The 19,021-nt window shown below is 66.0% G+C and carries 13 protein-coding genes and 1 pseudogene; 4 read left to right on the top strand and 10 right to left on the bottom strand.

What is annotated here, in order from left to right; translation table 11 throughout:
• Window positions 1–566: 566 nt before the first annotated feature.
• The gene (locus ACIP0B_RS23875; RefSeq protein WP_400836566.1) at window positions 567–1,136 is read right to left on the bottom strand and encodes a HutD family protein; all 570 of its coding nucleotides are present in this window, start codon (window positions 1,134–1,136) and stop codon (window positions 567–569) included.
• Window positions 1,133–1,843: a histidine utilization repressor gene (gene hutC / locus ACIP0B_RS23870; protein WP_217894267.1), complete on the bottom strand. Its 711-nt coding sequence runs from the start codon at window positions 1,841–1,843 to the stop codon at window positions 1,133–1,135. The genes ACIP0B_RS23875 and hutC overlap by 4 nt, the downstream gene beginning before the upstream one ends.
• 146 nt (window positions 1,844–1,989) lie before the next feature.
• On the opposite strand from hutC, the gene ACIP0B_RS23865 reads away from it, so the two are divergent.
• Window positions 1,990–3,354: a formimidoylglutamate deiminase gene (locus tag ACIP0B_RS23865; RefSeq protein ID WP_400836564.1), complete on the top strand. Its 1,365-nt coding sequence runs from the start codon at window positions 1,990–1,992 to the stop codon at window positions 3,352–3,354.
• A 59-nt stretch (window positions 3,355–3,413) separates the two neighbouring features.
• Here the strand turns inward: ACIP0B_RS23865 and ACIP0B_RS23860 are convergent, their stop codons facing one another.
• Both ACIP0B_RS23860 and ACIP0B_RS23855 read right to left on the bottom strand, forming a co-directional pair.
• Complete coding sequence (locus ACIP0B_RS23860; protein ID WP_400836562.1) at window positions 3,414–3,983, bottom strand: lipocalin family protein; 570 nt, start codon at window positions 3,981–3,983, stop codon at window positions 3,414–3,416.
• Window positions 3,984–4,014: 31 nt separating this feature from the next.
• Window positions 4,015–4,269 (bottom strand): hypothetical protein, encoded by a 255-nt coding sequence (locus ACIP0B_RS23855; RefSeq protein ID WP_085581774.1) that lies wholly within the window; start codon window positions 4,267–4,269, stop codon window positions 4,015–4,017.
• 281 nt (window positions 4,270–4,550) lie between these two features.
• On the opposite strand from ACIP0B_RS23855, the pseudogene ACIP0B_RS23850 reads away from it, so the two are divergent.
• Both ACIP0B_RS23850 and ACIP0B_RS23845 read left to right on the top strand, forming a co-directional pair.
• Window positions 4,551–5,585 (top strand): annotated as a pseudogene (locus tag ACIP0B_RS23850) (cache domain-containing protein); the annotation flags it as partial.
• Between the two features lie 93 nt (window positions 5,586–5,678).
• Window positions 5,679–6,443, top strand: a complete 765-nt coding sequence (locus ACIP0B_RS23845) for a methyl-accepting chemotaxis protein (RefSeq protein ID WP_371856106.1) — start codon at window positions 5,679–5,681, stop codon at window positions 6,441–6,443.
• A gap of 147 nt (window positions 6,444–6,590) precedes the next feature.
• Here the strand turns inward: ACIP0B_RS23845 and ACIP0B_RS23840 are convergent, their stop codons facing one another.
• The 5 genes from ACIP0B_RS23840 to ACIP0B_RS23820 all read right to left on the bottom strand — a co-directional run bounded on the left by ACIP0B_RS23840 (window position 6,591) and on the right by ACIP0B_RS23820 (window position 16,233).
• Window positions 6,591–7,193 carry a DUF924 family protein gene (locus ACIP0B_RS23840; RefSeq protein ID WP_400836560.1) on the bottom strand — a complete coding sequence of 201 codons (603 nt, stop codon included), beginning with the start codon at window positions 7,191–7,193 and terminating at the stop codon, window positions 6,591–6,593.
• A 3-nt stretch (window positions 7,194–7,196) separates the two neighbouring features.
• Window positions 7,197–8,207 carry a class 1 fructose-bisphosphatase gene (locus ACIP0B_RS23835; protein ID WP_085581780.1) on the bottom strand — a complete coding sequence of 337 codons (1,011 nt, stop codon included), beginning with the start codon at window positions 8,205–8,207 and terminating at the stop codon, window positions 7,197–7,199.
• Window positions 8,208–8,536: 329 nt separating this feature from the next.
• Entirely contained in the window at window positions 8,537–9,901 is a 1,365-nt protein-coding gene (locus ACIP0B_RS23830; RefSeq protein ID WP_400836558.1) for a DUF3999 domain-containing protein, read from the bottom strand.
• Window positions 9,898–13,506 carry a DUF2339 domain-containing protein gene (locus ACIP0B_RS23825; RefSeq protein ID WP_400836556.1) on the bottom strand — a complete coding sequence of 1,203 codons (3,609 nt, stop codon included), beginning with the start codon at window positions 13,504–13,506 and terminating at the stop codon, window positions 9,898–9,900. The genes ACIP0B_RS23830 and ACIP0B_RS23825 overlap by 4 nt, the downstream gene beginning before the upstream one ends.
• Before the next feature lie 276 nt (window positions 13,507–13,782).
• Window positions 13,783–16,233: a glycogen/starch/alpha-glucan phosphorylase gene (locus ACIP0B_RS23820; RefSeq protein ID WP_400836554.1), complete on the bottom strand. Its 2,451-nt coding sequence runs from the start codon at window positions 16,231–16,233 to the stop codon at window positions 13,783–13,785.
• A gap of 244 nt (window positions 16,234–16,477) precedes the next feature.
• Here ACIP0B_RS23820 and ACIP0B_RS23815 point away from each other — a divergent pair, with 244 nt between their 5' ends.
• Window positions 16,478–16,915 carry a YkgJ family cysteine cluster protein gene (locus tag ACIP0B_RS23815; protein WP_085581788.1) on the top strand — a complete coding sequence of 146 codons (438 nt, stop codon included), beginning with the start codon at window positions 16,478–16,480 and terminating at the stop codon, window positions 16,913–16,915.
• A gap of 210 nt (window positions 16,916–17,125) precedes the next feature.
• Here ACIP0B_RS23815 and typA read toward each other — a convergent pair whose 3' ends face one another.
• Entirely contained in the window at window positions 17,126–18,946 is a 1,821-nt protein-coding gene (gene typA, locus ACIP0B_RS23810) for a translational GTPase TypA (RefSeq protein WP_085581790.1), read from the bottom strand.
• Between the last annotated feature and the right edge of the window lie 75 nt (window positions 18,947–19,021).

Genomic DNA, 19,021 nt, shown 5'->3' with positions numbered 1-19,021 from the left:
TCAGCCAGCTCTTGGCGGTCAGCTGGTTGCCGCGGGGGGCGCGGATTTCGACGTCGCGGAACTTGGTAGGCTTTTTGTCAGTCACGAAAAACACTCCTCAGCATTCAATTCAAACCAACCCTGGCGGTGGGCAAGCGGGCCTGTGCGCTTCACTGCACGACAAGCGAATCAGTGGACGCCGCGGAGAGTTTCCTTCAACTCATACGCATACGTCTTTACTTGTACATACAAGCATATGCAATCAAGCGGCCAACTTGTTGGAGGCGCGTTCAAGAAAACCTTCGCGCAGGGCTGGAGAGCGCCTGGATCAAGGGCTGCGGCGTGAATGAAATTTTTCGGGAGGGGTTTTTGCGTGGAGGTCGGAGGCTGTTACGTGAGCGGGGCATTGCGCCACGCTGGGGCGTTCGGTAACAAATTGGTGCGCCGCAGGAAACAGGAACACCGAAAACGCTTGTGGCGAGGGAGCTTGCTCCCGCTGGAGGCCGAAGGACTCCCGACCGATTCAGGAAACGCTTCGCATCACAGCGGGAGCAAGCTCCCTCGCCACAGTTACAGTTTCTAAAGGATCAGCGTGCGGTCAGTTCAATCACGCAGCACGCGGCATTGACGCTGACTTCCGCCAGCCCGGCGTTACCGTCCAGTTGCAGGCAATCGTGCCGGCCCAGTTGCTCGGTGCGGCCGCCGGCCTGCACCTGCAAAAGCTCGCTGACGCTGAATACCAGCACCGTGCCCGCCGAGCTGAAGAAGCGTTGCTCGCCGTCCAGCCATTGCAGGCGTGCGCTGTAGCGCTGCGGCGCGTAGATCAGGTTGAAGTCGCGGATCGCCCCGCCGAGCAGGGTGCAGGACACCTGGCTCTCGCCGCTGAAGGCGAACGGGTCGAGGGGCCGCAACGGGCGGGTGTCGTCACCGTCGACGCACAGGGTCATGCCGTCGCCCTGCAGAACGGTGATCACCCGCTGGTAACCGGCGAAGGTGGAGAAGCCGCCCGACTCGGCGATGTCGGCGATCGACAGGCGCCAGCCGAAGCCGTCGAGGCCGGCGCCGGCGTCGCGGGTGATTTCCTCGGTGCTGCCGCCGCCGTTCTTCCACGGCATGCGCGGGTAGCCTTCGGCACGTAAAACCTTGATCTGACTCATTTGTGGAACCGACCTTCCAGACTGTGACGGGAACCGGGATGGATCAGGCGCGCCGCCGTCACCGGCTGACGGCCCGACCAGGTGCGGCGGCGGATCAGCAGGCAGGGTTCGCCCTTCTCGATCTGCAGCAGCTTGCATTCGGACGGCTCGGCCAGGATCGCCTCGACCACGTGCTCGCCTTCGGTCAGCGGCGCGACCTGGTTCAGGTAGGCGTACGGCGTCTGCAGGGTGAAATCCTGCTTGAGGTATTCCGGCGCCACCAGCGCGTTGACGAAGCGGTCCTCGATCTGCACCGGGATGTCGTTCTCGTAATGCACGATCAGCGAGTGGAACACCTTCTGCCCTTCGCGCATGTCCAGGGCCAGCGCACGCTCGGAACCGGCGGCCTCCTCTTCGAGGACGATGACCTGACAGGTGTGGCGATGGCCGCGGGACGCGATCTCGTCGGCGATGTTGTGCACTTCGAACAGCGCGGACTGGCTCTTGGGCTCGGCGACGAACGTGCCGACGCCTTGCATGCGCACCAGCAGGCCGTCGGCGGTCATCTCGCGCAGGGCGCGGTTGATGGTCATGCGGCTGAAGCCCAGCTGGCTGACCAGCTCGCTTTCCGACGGCACGCGGTAGTGCGGCGGCCAGTTACCGCTGTCGATCTGCTGGGTGATCATCTGTTTGACGCGGGCGTACAAGGGCGCCGGACTGTCGCCCATGTTCGCGGCCAACGGAGAGACGGGTGGCGGAGTCGGCACGGTGGATCCCTGTTCGTCTGGTGAAAGTTGCTAGCTTGCCGGAGTTTACCGGGCAGGCAAACGTCTGTATATGTATATACAAATAACACACGATGGGGTGCTGAACCATGTCCGCCTTCTTTGCCGAACGCGCGCTGCTGCCTAGTGGATGGGCCAACAATGTACGTCTTGAGGTCAACGCCGACGGCGTGCTGACCAGTGTCCAGGCCGATTCCACCGCAGACGGCGCCGAACGGCTGGGCGGTCCGCTGCTGCCGGGCATGCCGAACCTGCACTCCCACGCCTTCCAGCGGGCGATGGCCGGCCTGGCGGAAGTGGCCGGCAATCCGAACGACAGTTTCTGGACCTGGCGCGACCTGATGTACCGGCTCGTCGGAAAAATCACGCCGGAGCAACTCGGCGTCATCGCCCGCCAGCTGTACATCGAAATGCTCAAGGCCGGCTACACCTCGGTGGCCGAATTCCATTACGTGCACCACGACACCAGCGGCCGGCCTTACGCCGACCCGGCCGAACTGGCCTTGCGCATCAGCCAGGCCGCCGGCGCCGCCGGCATCGGCCTGACCCTGCTGCCGGTGCTCTACAGCCATTCCGGCTTCGGCGGCCAGGCGCCGAACGACGGCCAGCGCCGCTTCATCAACGGCACCGACGCCTACCTCGATCTGCAGGCGCGCCTGCAACCGGTGCTGGCGCAGCAGAAGGCGCAGTCGCTGGGCCTGTGTTTCCACTCGCTGCGCGCGGTCACCCCGCAGCAGATCAGCGACGTGCTGGCGGCCAGCGACAAGCAGTGCCCGGTGCACATCCACATCGCCGAACAGCAGAAGGAAGTCGACGACTGCCTGAGCTGGAGCGGCCGCCGCCCGTTGCAGTGGCTGTACGAGAACGTCGAGGTCGATCCGCGCTGGTGCCTGGTGCATGCGACCCACGCCGATCCGGACGAAGTCACGCTGATGGCCAAGAGCCGCGCCATCGCCGGCCTGTGCCTGACCACCGAAGCCAACCTCGGCGACGGGATTTTCCCGGCGGTGGATTTCCTGGCCCAAGGCGGGCGCATGGGCATCGGTTCCGACAGCCATGTGTCGTTGAGCGTAGTGGAGGAGCTGCGTTGGCTGGAATACGGCCAGCGCCTGCGCGACCAACGGCGCAACCGCCTGTACGGCGCCGATCAGCCGATGGTCGGCCGCACCCTGTACGACGCGGCGCTGGACGGCGGCGCCCAGGCGCTGGGCCAGCCGATCGGCGCGCTGGAGGTCGGCAAGCGCGCCGACTGGATCACCCTCGACGGCAACGATCCCTATCTGGCGACGGCCCAGGGCGACGGCATCCTCAACCGTTGGCTGTTCGCCGGCGGCGACCGCCAAGTGCGCGACGTCATGGTGAACGGCCAATGGGTGGTGCGCGGTGGGCGGCATGCCGCGGAAGAGGACAGCGCCCGGGCGTTCACCCAGGTGCTGCGCGAGCTCCTGGGCTGACGCGGATCAAAACGATGGGAGCCAGCAAGCTGGCTCCCATTGTGGTTTGGCGGTGACGGTCAGTTGGAGGTCTTGGCCATCTGCCGGTCCGAGGTGCGCCAGATCAGCCGCGTGGTGTCGTAACCCTGCTGGCGCGCCTTGCTCAGCAACTCCTCGCGCACCACGCCGTTGACCGTCGGCGTGCGGGACAGCAACCACAGGTAACGCCGGCTCGGGTCGCCGACGATGGCGGTCTTGTAGTCATCGCTGACGTACAGCACCCAGTACTGGCCCTTGGCGGTGCCCGGGATCAATCGCGAGAACCAGGTATCGAACTCGACCCACAGCTTGTCGGGCTTGCCCGGCACCTGCGGATAAGCCGTGCCCTTGACCTCTTCCCACTGCCAGTCCGCCGTCAGGCAGCGGTTGAGCACCGCCAGGTTGCCGTCTGGCTGGAGGGTGTAGCGGGCTTCGGACTGTGCGCAGTTGCGCTGGAAATACATCGGCAGGCGCGCCAGCTCGTACCAGGTGCCCTGGTAGCGCTTGAGGTTGACGCTGTGGACTGTCTTGGGCGCCAACGGATCTTCACCGGTGGTGGCGCAGCCGGCCAATACCAGGCCGGCGAAAAGGACAAGCAATAACCGCTTCATTGTTTTTCTCCCGTGGGCGCGCGGCCCCGGTTCACTTCAGGCCTTGGCCGGAAAACATCAACACTTTGTCACCGGCGTACTGCACGCTGATAAAGCTCTTTTCGTCGCCCCAAGTGCAACTGGACATGCCGAGCGCACCCGCGCAATCGGTGGGCTTGCCGAGCAGGGTCTCCACCTCGGCCTTGGCCATCCCGGTCGAGAGCTTCGAGTAGTTTTCCTGATTGATCTTGCTGCAGGCGGCCAACAGCACGCAAAACGACAGCAAGGCGATAGAACGCAGCGACATGTGTAACTCCTGGAGCGGAAGGGGGATGGCCTGGCGCCAACCAGAAGCTTAGAAGAGAAAACCCCTGCCGGGTTCCCTCCGGGGATGGCTATTTGTTGGCCCGCCTGTCTGTCTTTTCCCGATAAATCAGACACTTTGTGGGGCCTTTGAGCATTTCGTCGCATTTCGCGAGAACGCCCTCATCTTTGGGAAAGGGCGGTCGAAATAAGAGCAGCGCAAAGCCCGAGAGTGTGGCAAATTGCCGCCCTTTCTTGACCAGCCCCTTCGCGGTAGCTCATTTAATGACCAGAAACATGAAATTCAGCCACAAGATCTTGTTGGCTGCCGCCCTCGTGGTGGCCGTTGCATTCGCCTGTTTCATTTTGTTCAACGACTATCGCCAGCGCGAAACCCTGCGCAGCAGCACCGAAGCGTCGATGCAGGAACTGGGCAGCCTGACCACCAGCAACATCCAGACCTGGCTGGAGAGCCGCATCCAGCTGCTGCAGTCGCTGTCCCAGCAGATCGTCGCCGACGGCAACGCCCCCGACAGCCTCAAGCGCATCATCGACCTGCCCGCCTACACCGGCAATTTCCAGCTCAGCTACTTCGGCGGCGCCGACGGCGTGATGTTCTCGGTGCCGGCCGGCAACCGCGCGCCGGACTACGACCCGCGCGCCCGCGGCTGGTACAAGGCGGCCAACGCCGCCCAACAGACCATCGTCACCGAACCCTACATCGCCGCCTCGTCGGGCAAACTGGTGATCACCGTCGCCACCCCGGTGCAGCGCCAAGGCCAGATGATCGGTGTGGCCGGCGCCGACATCGACCTGTCCAGCGTCAGCGCGATCATCAACTCGCTGAACTTCGGCGGCCACGGCCACGCGTTCATCGTCAGCCGCGAAGGCAAGATCCTGATCCACCCGGACAGCAAACTGGTGCTCAAGAGCCTGGCCGACGCCTATCCCGACGGCGCACCGAGCGTCAGCCCCGGCCTGAAGGAAGTCGAGGCCGACGGCAAGACCCAACTGATCTCGTTCACCCACGTCAACGGCGTGCCCTCCGCCGACTGGTACGTGGCGCTGGTGCTGGACAAGGACACCGCGTTCTCGATGCTCAGCGAATTCCGCACCTCGGCGCTGATCGCCATGGTGATCGCGGTGGTGATCATCATCGCCCTGCTCGGCATGCTGATCCGCGTCCTGATGCAGCCGCTGCTGACCATGGGCCGCGCCATGCATGACATCGCCGAAGGCGAAGGCGACCTGACCAAGCGCCTGACCATCCACGGCCACGACGAGTTCGGCGCCCTGGGCCTGTCGTTCAACCGTTTCGTGGAACGCATCCACACCTCGATCCGCGAAGTGTCGTCGGCCACCGGGCAAGTCAACGAAGTCGCCCTGCGGGTGGTCGCGGCCTCCAACTCGTCGATGCACAACTCCGACCAGCAGGCCTCGCGCACCAACAGCGTGGCCGCCGCGATCAACCAACTGGGCGCCGCCGCCCAGGAGATCGCCCAGAACGCCGCCCTCGCCTCGCAGCATTCCAGCGAAGCGCGCAGCCAGGCCGAAGACGGCCAGCAGGTGGTGGACAAGACCATCCACGCGATGCAGCAGCTGTCGGCGCAAATCAGCGATTCCTGCGGCAACATCGAGACCCTGAACAGCCACACGGTGAACATCGGCCAGATCCTGGAGGTGATCACCAGCATCTCGCAGCAGACCAACCTGCTGGCGCTCAACGCCGCCATCGAAGCGGCCCGCGCCGGCGAGGCGGGCCGCGGTTTCGCCGTGGTGGCCGACGAAGTGCGCAACCTGGCGCACCGCACCCAGGATTCGGCGCAGCAAGTGCAGAAGATGATCGAAGAGCTGCAGGTCGGCGCCCGTCAGGCGGTCACCATCATGACCGACAGCCAGCGCCAGAGCGAAAGCAGCGTGGGCATCGCCAACCAGGCCGGCGAACGCCTGGGCAGCGTGACCCAGCGCATCGGCGAGATCGACGGGATGAACCAGTCGGTGGCCACCGCCACCGAAGAGCAGACCGCCGTGGTGGAGTCGATCAACGTCGACATCAGCGAGATCAACATGCTGAACCAGGAAGGGGTGGAAAACCTGCAAGCGACGTTGCGTGCGTGCTCGGACCTCGAGCAGCAGGCAGCGCGGCTCAAGCATCTGGTGGGCAGTTTCCGCATCTGAGGCGCGGCGACTGCCGCCATCGCTGGCAAGCCAGCGCCCACAGGGTTATCGGGTGTATACGCAATGAGCGTTCATCCCGGAAACCTGTGGGAGCGGGCTGGCTCCGGGCGTCGATCTGACGATGGCGTCAGATGCCTTGAAGCAGATTCAGAAGCTTGAACCCGGCGTCGACAGAAACGCCGACTCCTCAGCCGTCGAATCGCGCCCCAACACCGCATTGCGGTGCGGAAACCGCCCGAACCGGGCAATCACTTTCTGGTGCCGTTCGGCATAGTCCAGATTGTCGGCAAACACCGCGCGCTCGGCCTGCGGCTGTTCGTCCACCAGCGCCATGAACCTTGAGACGGCCTCGTTCTGCACCGCGAGGTTTTCGCAGTGCTCGAACACCAGATAGATGAACACCCGCTGGATCGGCTTCAGTTGCCGGTCGAAATCCGCCGCAATGCCTTGGGCGACCAGCTTCTGGGCGCGGGCATCACCGGAGAACGCTTGAGGCGTGCCGCGATAGATCATGCGCGGCAGTTGATCGAGCAGCAGCACCACGGCCAGCCAACCCTCGGGACATTGCGTCCACCCGGTCAAGCCGCCGGCCAGGGCCTGATCGACAAAGACCCCGAAACGCTCCCGCGCTTCGAGGTCTTGGCTGTCGCGTTTGCCGAACCACAACGCGCCCTTTTCGGCCGCCGTTGCGCTCGCCGATCCGGCATGGCCGAACCACCAATCGAGCAACGGCTGCCAGGGCGCGTCCATGGGTCAGGCCTTGTGGTAGGCCGTGGCGCGTTCGACTTCTTCCTTCGAGCCGAGGAACACCGCCACGCGCTGGTGCAGGCCTTCAGGCTGAATGTCGAGGATGCGCTGATGGCCGTCGGTGGACGCGCCGCCCGCCTGTTCCACCAGGAACGACATCGGGTTGGCTTCGTACATCAGGCGCAGCTTGCCCGGCTTGGACGGCTCGCGGCTGTCACGCGGGTACATGAACAGGCCGCCGCGGGTCAGGATGCGGTGCACGTCGGCGACCATCGCTGCCACCCAGCGCATGTTGTAGTTCTTCTTCAGCGGGCCTTCTTCGCCGGCCAGCAGTTCTTCAACGTAGCGCTGCACCGGAGCTTCCCAGTGACGCTGGTTGGACATGTTGATGGCGAATTCCTGAGTGCTTTCAGGGATGGTGATGTTTTCGTGGGTCAGCACGAAGCTGCCCATCTCACGGTCCAGGGTGAAGCCCTTGACGCCGTCGCCCAGGGTCAGCACCAGCATGGTCTGCGGGCCGTAGATCGCGTAGCCGGCGGCCACCTGCTGGGTGCCCGGCTGCAGGAAGGCCTTCTCGTTCAGGCTTTCGTTCTGGCTCAGGTATTCGTTCGGGCAGCGCAGCACCGAAAAGATGGTGCCGACCGGGGCGTTGATGTCGATGTTCGACGAACCGTCCAGCGGGTCGAACACCAGCAGGTACGCGCCTTTCGGGTACTTGCCCGGGATCTGGTAGGCATTGTCCATCTCTTCGGACGCCATGCCGGCCAGGTGGCCGCCCCACTCGTTGGCTTCGAGCAGGATTTCGTTGGACAGCACGTCCAGCTTCTTCTGCACTTCGCCCTGGACGTTCTCGGTGCCCATGCTGCCCAGGACGCCGCCGAGGGCGCCTTTGGACACGGCGTGGCTGATTTCCTTGCAGGCACGCGCCACCACTTCGATCAGGAAGCGCAGATCGGCAGGGGTGTTGTTGCTGCGGGTCTGCTCAATCAAATAGCGACTCAGGGTAACGCGGGACATGGACGGCTCCGGTGGAATGGGGGGCTGAAAAACCCGCGCAGTTTACAGGGAGTCTGGAAACCTAGCGAGCGGTGACGCCCGTAAACGTGCGTCGGGGCAATTCCTGCCATCTGACGGGATTGGCGGGACAGAGTTCAGGCACGAGGTTGAGCGTAGATTGAAAACGGGACGGGCGGCGGCCCGGGTTTTGCGAACGGGCCGAGATTCCTGTCGGCCATACCGCCGTCATCGCGGGCAGGCTCGCTCCCACAAGGGATCTTCAGTGGACACACATCCAGTGAACGCCGCCGCTTCCTGCAGGAGCGAGCCGGCCCCCGATCCGGTCCGCCTCAGGACTTGGCCGGCGGCTTGCGCAACAGGCTGAACGCCATCGCCCCCAGGAACGCCACGCTGAGCAGCAGCACCGCCCACAACCCGAACTTCTTCCAGTTCGTGTCCGCCGTCGCCGCCGTGGTGGCGGTCGAGGTCTGGGTCGCGAGCGATTCGCCCTGCACCGTGGCCTTGCCCAGCGCCGCCAGTTTCGCCGGGGTGAAATCGGGGATCAGCGTGGACAGCGGCAGGTTCGCGGTCTTCACGCCGGCGTTGCCCAGCGCCAGGCTGTAGGGCCCTTCGCCCCGGGCCAGGAAGATCACTTGGGTGGCGCGCACCGCGTACTTGAGGCTCGGCGCCTGTTCGCCGAGGCCGCCGCCGCGCTCGTCGACCGTCAGCCGGAGCTGCTGGACGGTCTGCCCGTACAGCTGCAGTTCGTTCTGCACCACGTCCTGGCCGTTCTGGGTCAGGCGATAGAGCAAACCGCCGGTCAGCGTCTGCCACGGCAGGCTGGTTTCGCGGCGCCCGGCCAGCGTCACCGGCGCCAGGCTGTTGGCCTGCTTGAGTTCGACCTGCACCCGCTCGACGTTCAGCCCCATCGGCAACTGCCAGGTGTATTCGCCGGCCTTGCCGCGGCTGCCGGCCAGCGCCTGCGACCAGACCAGCGGCAACGGCACCTGACGCGGGTCGCTGCTCTTGAGCTGCGCCGCCGTCAGCGCCGGAGCCGAGGCCGGCGAGTCCCACAGCAGGCGCAGGTAACGGGCGTTCTGGCCCGGCAGGACCACTTCGTGCTGCTCGACCTGCTCGTCGGCAAAGGTCAGCCGCGCCACCTGGCCTTCGCCCCACGGGCGCCAGTGCTGCAGATCGTCGCTGGCCTCGATGGAAAAACGCTGGAAGCCGTCCCGCTCGCTGCTCCAGTCGAGGATCAGCTGCTGCAGGGGCGCCTTGACCGCGCTGGCGTCGAGCAGCCAGCCGCGCAGCACTTCTTCGCCCGCCTCCAACTGGCCGGCGGGCTGCACCTCGACCAGCGTGCCGCTGGTGGTGGACTGGATGCGCACGTTCGGCGCCCGCTCCTGGGCGTCGGCGGCGGCGTACAGCGGGAACCACTTCACGTCGTGCAACTGGCCGTCGTCGCGGGTCTGCGCCGATTCGCGGGCCAACGCATAAGCCTGCGGCTCGCCGGCGGCGTTGAACACCCGCAGATCGCTGAGGTCGGTCTGCCGGGCCTGCAACTGCACGCTCAGCGGCAACTCGAGGCGATACCACGGGCCTTCGCCGCTCACCGCCAACGGCACCTGCGCGGCGAAGTCCGCCGGTTTTTCCTGGGCGCCGACCGTCATGGCCACGCCCAGCATCAGCCACCCCAGATTAAGCTTGCGACTCAAGACGACACTCCTCCGGTTTCCGGCGCGGGCTTGTCCGCCGCCGGTGCGGCCTCGGCGCGCTTGGGCGGCAGCGGGGCGAAATAGCCCACCACCAGCAGCAACACGCCGACGCCAATGAACGAGACGATCCGGGCCAGTCCGCCCCGGTTGCTCAATTCGACGAAAATCAGTTTGGCCACCACCAGCGCGATCAGCGCCGCACCGATCAGCCACACCTCGCGGCGATGGCGCAGGTGCCCGCCGATCATCAGCCCCAGCGCCATCAGCGTCCAGACGATGGACAGCCCCGCCTGCACCAGCATCGACTCCAGCAGCAGATCCAGCTCGAACGGGATCCCGGCCCAATGGTGGGCGGCGCGGGTCACCAGCGCCGTGCCGAAGGCGAACAGCGACACCCCGGCGACCGCCTGCGCGGCGAGGCTGGCGTAGTCCTCGCGGATCGCCAGTTGCCCGACCGCGCTGCGCGACCAGACGTAGACGCCGAACAGCGCAAACAGCAGGCCCAGCTCCAGCGGGTTGAGCAGCGGCACGTAAGGCAGCGGTTCGGCGTTGCCGTCGCTCACCCCGTTGGCCAGCCAGAACCAGCCGAGCATCAGCGCCGCCAGCGGCGCCGCCGCGTACACGCGGTACTCGCGGGGGAACGCCGCCACCGGCCACGGCCAGTCGCGCGGGGCCGCCATCAGCAGCAGGTACAGGCTCGGCAGGATCGCCCAACCCAGCCAGCGCCAGGCGTTGTACTGCTCGGACAACAGCAGCAGGCCGTAGCGCAGCTCCAGCGCCAGCACGCCGATCAACAGCCAGCAGCCGAGCACATGGGCCGTGCTCAGGGCCCGCGCCGGCAGCCTCGGCGCCAGGCGCCGCAGGCTGAGGAAGTGCACGGCGAACACCAGCGCCCAGGCCAGCCAGCCGAACGCCGCCGCCGGGTGGTAGCGCGAATGCCAGGCCGTAAGCAGCACCAGGCCCGCCGCCGGCGTCAGCAAGGTGCAGACCAGCCCCAGCGCCGGCCATTTCAGCCGCGACGCCAACAGCGTCCACACGCCGACGCTCAAAGCCGCCACCGCCAGCAGCAGCGTCGCCTGCAGGGGCAACGGCGCAAAGCGCAGCACTTCGCTGACCCAGGCCAGCGCCCACCACGCGGCGCCCCACACCAGCAGCACCTCGGACAGACGATGCAGGCTCAAGCGGTCGAACGCCGAGGCGTGATTGCCCAGTTGCAGGCGCCAGGCGCCGACCAGCGCGGCCACGCCCAGCACCAGCGGCGTCCAGAACCCGCCATGGGCCAGCGGCTTGAGGCCCTCGCCGGACAGCGGCCCGAGCCACTGGGGACCGGCCAGCAGGAACGCCGCGCCGCCGATCACCTGCAACAGCAGGCCGAACACAAAACTCACCGGCTGGCGCAGGTACAGGCTCAGCCAGATGATCAGCAGGCCGCTGGCCGCCCACACCGCGCTCGCGGTCCGCCACGGCAGCACGAACAGCACCGCCAGGTTGATCAGCACCAGGCCGGCCAGCAACACCACCGACAGGCCCCGCAGCAGGCGCACGTCGCTGCGCACCATATCGTCCCGGGCCGCCAGCAGCATGCCGGCGATCAGCGCCAGCCCGATCAGCGAGGCGCTGAGCAGCCCGCTCCAGCCGGCGCTGAACACCGCCGCCGAATCGTCCCCGGCCCCTTGCAGGCGCAGCAGGAACAGCGCGCCGCCCAGCAGCTGCACGGCGAACGCGGTGAACAGGAACGTGCGCGATTGCAGGCGCAGGCCGACGAACAGCGTCGCCAGCCCGGCCAGCGCCCAGCAGATCGCCGTGCCGTGGGCGAAGAAGAACAGCGGCGCCAGCAGATAGAGGAACGTCAGGCCCAGGCACGCCAGCACCGGCAGACCGTAGCGCTCCCACGGCTGCGTCTGCGGCGCCGGAGCCTGGCGCAATTGACGGAAACTGAACAGCAGCGCCAGGCCGAGCATCAACGCCCCCAGCGGCGCGCCGTCGAGCAGGCTGGCCTCGCCGGCGCGCAGCCCGCTGAGGAACGCCAGCGCCGAGCCCAATTGCAGCAACAGCGCAAAGCCCCGCGCCAGCAACCGCTGCTGGCGCAGGCCCAGCCAGAAGATCCCCGCGCCTTCCACCGCCCAGGCGGCGGACGTCCAGCGCGCATCCAGCCCCAGCGGAATCGCCAGGCTGGCGAAGATCACGCCCAGCGCCAGGCAGGTTTCCCCGAGCAGCAGCGCCCGGCCGCCCATCAGCGCACGGGCCAGCGGCAGGTAGATCAGGCCCAGCGCCAGGGCGCTGAACGCGGCGGCGAACTCCAGGTGCTGCACCAGCGCCAGTTGCAGCCCGAAGCCCACCAGAGGCGGGCCGAACAGCATCGTGCCGTCGACGTAGTCGCCCTTGCGCGCCGACCAGTGCAGCAGCGCCGCGCGGTCGCCGTCCGCCGGGGCGTCCGGCAGCTCCAGCAATTTGCGCCGGGCGAACAGCAGGCCGATGGCCAGGTACATCAGGAAGAACAGGATCAGGAACGGCTCGGTGCTCCACAGCAGTTCCGGCGTGTACGACCGGGCGCCCCAGGCGAAACCGATGCCGAAGGTGCCGACGAAGCCGATCAGGTTGAGCAGGCGCCAGGCCTTGAACCAGGCGATGGCGAGAATGCCGGCGTTGAGCAGGGCGAAATAGCTGAACAGCGCGACGTGGTTGCCGGCGCCGGTGGAGGTGAGGATCGGCGCGGCGAACCCGCCGAGCGCCGCCACGGCGGCCAGGGCCAGCGCATCCTGGGTGATCGCCAGGATCGCGGAAAACACGGTGACCGCCACCAGCAGCCCCAGCGCCGCGGACGGATCGAGCAACGGATGCAGGCGCATCGCCGCGAACACCGTCAGGTACAGCACGGCGATCCCGGTGCCTTGCAGCATCAGCGCATAGCTGCCGTTGCGCCGCCGCAGCCACCAGCCCAGCGCCAGCAGGCCCAGGGCCGACGCCGCGACCCCGGCGTAGCGCAGCTCCACCGGCACCACCACGCCCTCGGTGGCGTAGCGCAGCAGGAACGCCAGACCGAAGAACAGCAGCACCACGCCGACCCGCAGCACCGTGTTGCCGCCGAACAGCCAGTTGCGGGCGGCGCCGATGGCGCGTTCGATCAGGTTCGGCCCACGGGGTTCGGCAGGGGCTGGCGGTTCGGACGGGGCGGCTTCGGCGCGCCAGGCGTCCTGCGCCAGCGCTGGGCTGACGACGGGAACGGGCTCGAGCTCAGGCGGCAGTTCCCAGACCAGTTCGGGCACCGGCCGGGGCTCGGATTGAGGCTCAGGTTGACGTTCTGACGCGGCCTGCGCCGCGGCGATCGGTTGCGCAGCGGCCTCATCGGCCGGGGCTTCGCTGAAAGAGGGCGCGGCCTGGGCCGGAGCGCCCTCCAGCCGCAACAGCCGCTGCTCGACGGCCTGCAACGCCGCTTGGGCCTGTTCAAGTTGACGCTGCTGCTGCGCCGCCTGCGCGCCGAGCCGGGCGATGCGGATCGCCTGGCCGATCCCAAGCCCCAGCAACGCACCCAGCAGCGCGTCGCTGAACGACTCGTCCAGCAGCCAGCCGAGCACCAGCCCGATCAACATGAACATCCATTGCATGGTCGATATCCCTAAGCGGCCCCGGTACGGGGCGAATGCGGCAGTCCAGTCAGTCTAGGCAGCAATCTTCACCCGCAAGATGCTTTTCATGCGGGAGCGAGCCTGCCCGCGAAGGGGCCCGGACCGGCGGCACTGATGCCGGCTGAACGGACGCCGTCGCGAGCAGGCTCGCTCCCGAAGAGAAACCGCAAGACCCGGGACTGCCTTTGAAACGGCGCCCAGTATATCGATCCGGCCCGGCGAACGCCGGGCCTTGCGCACAATTCCCGCGAAAAGCTACTCCAGCGCCTTCCAGATGTCCGTGGCGTATTCGCGGATGGTGCGGTCGGACGAGAACCAGCCCATCCGCGCCGTGTTCAGCACTGCCGAGCGCCACCAGTTGTCGGCGTCGTGCCAGTGGGCCTCGACCCGCCGCTGCGCTTCCCAGTACGCGTCGAAGTCGGCGCAGACCAGGAAGCGGTCGTAGTCCACCAGCGAATCGATCAGCCCGGTGTAGCGCGAGGTGTCGTCCGGCGAGAACACCCCGCCGCGGATCGCCTGCAGCACGTCGTTCAGGCGGTGGGACGCGGCGATGTCCGGCGCGGCGCTGAACTCGTGGTTCTGCTTGCGCGCCTCGACCTGCTGGGCGCTCAGGCCGAAGATGAACATGTGCTCGGCGCCGATGCGCTCGCACATCTCCACGTTGGCGCCATCGAGGGTGCCGATGGTCAGCGCGCCGTTGAGGCCGAACTTCATGTTGCTCGTGCCCGAAGCCTCGAAGCCGGCGGTGGAGATCTGCTCCGACAGGTCCGCCGCCGGAATGATGCTCTCCGCCAGGCTGACGTTGTAGTTGGGCAGGAACACCACTTTCAGCAGGCCGCGCACGGTCGGGTCGTTGTTCACCACCCGGGCGATGTCGTTGGTCAGCTTGATGATCAGCTTGGCCTGGTGGTAGCTGGCCGCGGCCTTGCCGGCGAAGATCTTCACCCGCGGCACCCAGTCGACTTCAGGTTCGGCGCGGATCGCCTGGTACAGCGCGACGGTGTGCATCAGGTTGAGCAACTGGCGCTTGTACTCGTGGATCCGCTTGACCTGCACGTCGAACATCGCCGCCGGGTTCACCGCGACCCCCAGCCGCTCGTGGATCAGGTAGGCCAGGGCTTTCTTGCTGTGCAGCCGCTGCTCGGCGAAGGCCTTGCGGAAGGCCGTCTTCTCGGCGAACGGCTCAAGGTCGAGCAGGCGCTCCTCGGGGTTGTCCAGCACCTGCGGGCCGAGGGCGTCGACCAGCATGGAGGTCAGCTCCGGGTTGGCCTGGTACAGCCAGCGGCGGAAGGTGATGCCGTTGGTCTTGTTGTTGATCCGTTGCGGATACAGCTTGTGCAGCTCGGCGAACACCGTCTTGCGCATCAGCTGGGTGTGCAGCCCGGACACGCCGTTGACGCTGTGGGAGCCGAGGAACGCCAGGTTGCCCATGCGCACCCGCCGGCCGTTGTCCTCCTCGATCAGCGACACCGCGCGCAGCACGTCGAAGTCGTGGATGCCCTTGGCCCGGATCGAATCGATGTGCTGGGCGTTGATCAGGTAGATGATCTGCATGTGCCGCGGCAGCATGCGCTCCATCAGGCCCACCGGCCAGGTCTCCAGCGCCTCGGGCAGCAGCGTGTGGTTGGTGTACGACAGGGTCTCGACCGTGACTTGCCACGCCGCGTCCCACGCCACGTCGTAGACATCCACCAGCAGGCGCATCAGTTCGGCGACGGCGATCGAGGGGTGGGTGTCGTTGAGCTGGATCGACGCGTGATCGCCGAGCGTCAGCACCGAGGTGTGCATGTTGCGGTGGCGTCGCAGCAGGTCCTGCAGCGAGGCGGTGACGAAAAAGTATTCCTGGCGCAGGCGCAGTTCCTGCCCCGCTTCGGTGCTGTCGGCCGGGTAAAGCACCCTGGAGATGCTTTCGGCCCGGGCCACTTCGGCCACCGCGCCCAGGTGGTCGCCGGCGTTGAAGCGCTCCAGGTGCAGGTCTTCCATGGCCCGTGCCCGCCACAGCCGCAGGGTATTGACGCTGGCCCCGCGCCAGCCGACCACCGGGGTGTCGTAGGCGATGGCCCGCACGGTTTCCGACGGCGACCAGACTTGCTTGGCCTTGCCGCTCGCGTCGGTGACCGTGGCGACGCTGCCGCCGAAGCCGATGGTGTAGACCACTTCCGGCCGCTCGAACTCCCACGGGTTGCCGAAGTCCAGCCAGTGCTCGGTCTGCTCCTGCTGCCAGCCGTCGACGATGGCCTGGCGGAACAGGCCGTGCTCGTAGCGGATGCCGTAGCCGTGGCCGGCGATGCCCAGGGTCGACATGCTCTCCATGAAGCACGCCGCCAGCCGCCCGAGGCCGCCGTTGCCCAGCGCCGCGTCGGGCTCCAGGATGCGGATGCGCTCCAGGTCCACGCCCAGCTCCGTCAGCGCCTCGCGGGCCACGTCGAGCAGGCCGAGGTTGCTCAGGCTGTCGTACAGCAGGCGGCCGATGAGGAACTCCAGCGAGAGGTAGTACACCCGCTTCTGGCCCTTGCGGTAGATCTGCCGGGTGTGGTCCATCCAGTGCTCGACCATGTGATCGCGCGCCGCCAGGGCGATGGCTTCGAACCAGTCGTGGTCGAAGGCGTGATCCGGGTCTTTGCCCACCGCGTAGGTGAGTTTGGTCAGGACGGCGTCGCGGAATGCGGCCACCTCTGCTTCGCGAACTAGCGGTTCTTGAGTCATCGATAGGACCTCGGGCGAGCGGGGAATGGTCAGAGCCTAGTCGGTCTGACCGACGGCGGCGGCTCTGGTTCGGCTGTTTTTCCGGTGCAGGCAATCGTCGAACGCGCGCCGTATCCGATGCAGGGGGCGTGCCGAACCGCTGCGGCAACGGCGTCGCCCAACAAAAAACCGGCGAAAGGTTGTTCAAAAATCCACCGCTCCCGGTATGATCGCGCGCCCTGATGCCTACGCCTGGTAAACACCGATGATGAAGCCCAACCTGATCGCCGCCGCCGAGATCGACCGTCTCGAGACCTGGGCCAAATACTCGGCGCCGATGTGCGGCTCCTGCGTGTCGAGCTGCTGCACGCTACCGGTCGAGGTCAAGATCAAGGACCTGGTGCGCATCGGCGTGGTCGACGAATTCGAGCTGGGCGAACCGCCGAAGAACATCGCCAAGCGCCTGCAGAAGGAAGGGCTGGTCGAGCGCTTCAACCAGAAGTCGGGGATCTTCACCCTCCAGCGCATGAGCAACAACGACTGCTATTACCTGGATCGTAAGAGCCGGCTGTGCACCATTTATGACAAGCGCCCGGACACCTGCCGCAACCACCCCAAGATCGGCCCGCGCCCGGGCTACTGCGCGTACAAGCCCAAGGAAGTGGAGCGCGAGCGGCAGTCGCGCAACATCGAGCGGTTCTGATTTTTGCAGCGGCTGATCGGCCGCTATCGCCAGCAGGCTGGCTCCCACAGGATTTGCGGTGGCCTGCCATTTGCGCGAACACCGCCGAACCCTGTGGGAGCTGGCTTGCCAGCGATGGGGCCGGTACAGACACCGCACAAATCCCGAACAAACAAAAACGCCCCCGGCCTTTCGACCGGGGGCGTTTTCGTTTCAGCTCAGGCTAGATGATCAAGCCTTGGCTTTCTTGGCAGCGCGGGTACGCTCGCCTTCGTCCAGGATCTTCTTGCGAAGACGGATGGACTTCGGCGTGACTTCGCACAGCTCGTCGTCCTGGATGAATTCCAGGGCCTGTTCCAGGGTGAAGCGGACCGGCGGAACCAGGGCGATGGTTTCGTCTTTGCCCGAAGCACGCATGTTGTCGAGCTTCTTGCCCTTGGTAGGGTTGACGCCCAGGTCGTTGTCGCGGCTGTTCAGGCCGACGATCTGACCGTTGTAGATCTCCTGGCCGTGCTCGACGAACAGCTTGCCGCGCGCCTGCAGGGTTTCCAGGGAGTAGGTCAGCGCCTTGCCGGTCTCGACCGAAACCAGAACGCCGTTCAGACGGCCGGACATGTGGCCGGACTTCATGGTGTCGTAGCGGTCGAAGATCGAGGTCAGGATGCCTGCACCGTTGGTCAGGGTCAGGAACTGGTTACGGAAACCGATCAGACCACGGGCCGGAATGTTGTATTCCAGGCGCACACGGCCCTTGCCGTCCGGCGCCATGTTGGTCAGGTCGCCCTTACGCAGGCCCATCTCTTCCATCACCTTGCCCTGGGATTCCTCAGGGATGTCGATGGTCACGTTCTCGAACGGCTCCTGCTTGGTGCCGTTGACTTCGCGGATGATCACTTCAGGACGGCCTACGGCCATCTCGAAGCCTTCGCGGCGCATGGTTTCGATCAGAACCGACAGGTGCAGCTCACCGCGGCCGGATACCTTGAACTTGTCGGCCGAGTCGCCTTCTTCAACGCGCAGGGCAACGTTGTACAGCAGCTCTTTGTCCAGACGCTCCTTGATGTTGCGGGAGGTCACGAACTTTCCTTCCTTGCCGCAGAACGGCGAGTCGTTCACCTGGAAGGTCATGGAAACGGTCGGCTCGTCGACGGTCAGCGGCTTCATCGCTTCGACGTTGTTCATGTCGCACAGGGTGTCGGAGATGAACAGCTCGTCGAAACCGCTGATGCAGACGATGTCGCCGGCAGCGGCTTCTTCGACGTCAACGCGGTGCAGGCCGTGGTGACCCATCAGCTTCAGGATGCGGCCGTTGCGCTTCTTGCCTTCGGTGTCGATGGCGACGACCGGAGTGTTCGGCTTGACGCGGCCACGGGCGATGCGGCCCACGCCGATCACGCCCAGGAAGCTGTTGTAGTCCAGAGCGGAGATCTGCATCTGGAACGGACCGTCACGGTCAACGGCCGGAGCCGGAACGTTGTCGACGATCGACTGGTACAGCGGGGTCATGTCTTCGGCCATCTCGGTGTGGTCCAGACCGGCGATGCCGTTCAGGGCCGAGGCGTAGACGACTTTGAAGTCCAGCTGTTCGTCGGTGGCGCCGAGGTTGTCGAACAGGTCGAAGATCTGGTCCAGGACCCAGTCAGGACGCGCGCCCGGACGGTCGACCTTGTTGATCACGACGATCGGCTTCAGACCGGCTTCGAAGGCCTTCTTGGTCACGAAGCGGGTTTGCGGCATAGGGCCGTCCTGGGCGTCGACCAGCAGCAGCACGGAGTCGACCATGGACATCACGCGCTCTACTTCGCCGCCGAAGTCGGCGTGGCCCGGGGTGTCCACGATGTTGATGTGGTAGCCGTTCCAGTTGATGGCGGTGTTCTTCGCCAGAATGGTGATGCCGCGCTCTTTTTCCTGGTCGTTGGAGTCCATCACGCGCTCGTCGTTGAGCTCGTTGCGCTCCAGGGTGCCGGATTGGCGCAGCAGTTTGTCGACCAGGGTGGTTTTACCGTGGTCAACGTGGGCGATGATGGCGATGTTGCGTAGATTTTCGATCACGTGTGTATCTCGATCAGAGGATTCGGTGTGCTGACAAGTCATGGCAGCGATTGACAGTAGTGTCCGGCATGGCCG

Origin of the sequence: Pseudomonas sp. NPDC089534, assembly GCF_044749305.1 — a bacterium.
Taxonomy (GTDB): Bacteria; Pseudomonadota; Gammaproteobacteria; order Pseudomonadales; family Pseudomonadaceae; genus Aquipseudomonas; species Aquipseudomonas ekonensis.
Note: the sequence above shows the minus strand (reverse complement) of the source record. Positions and strands in the feature narration are given on the sequence as shown.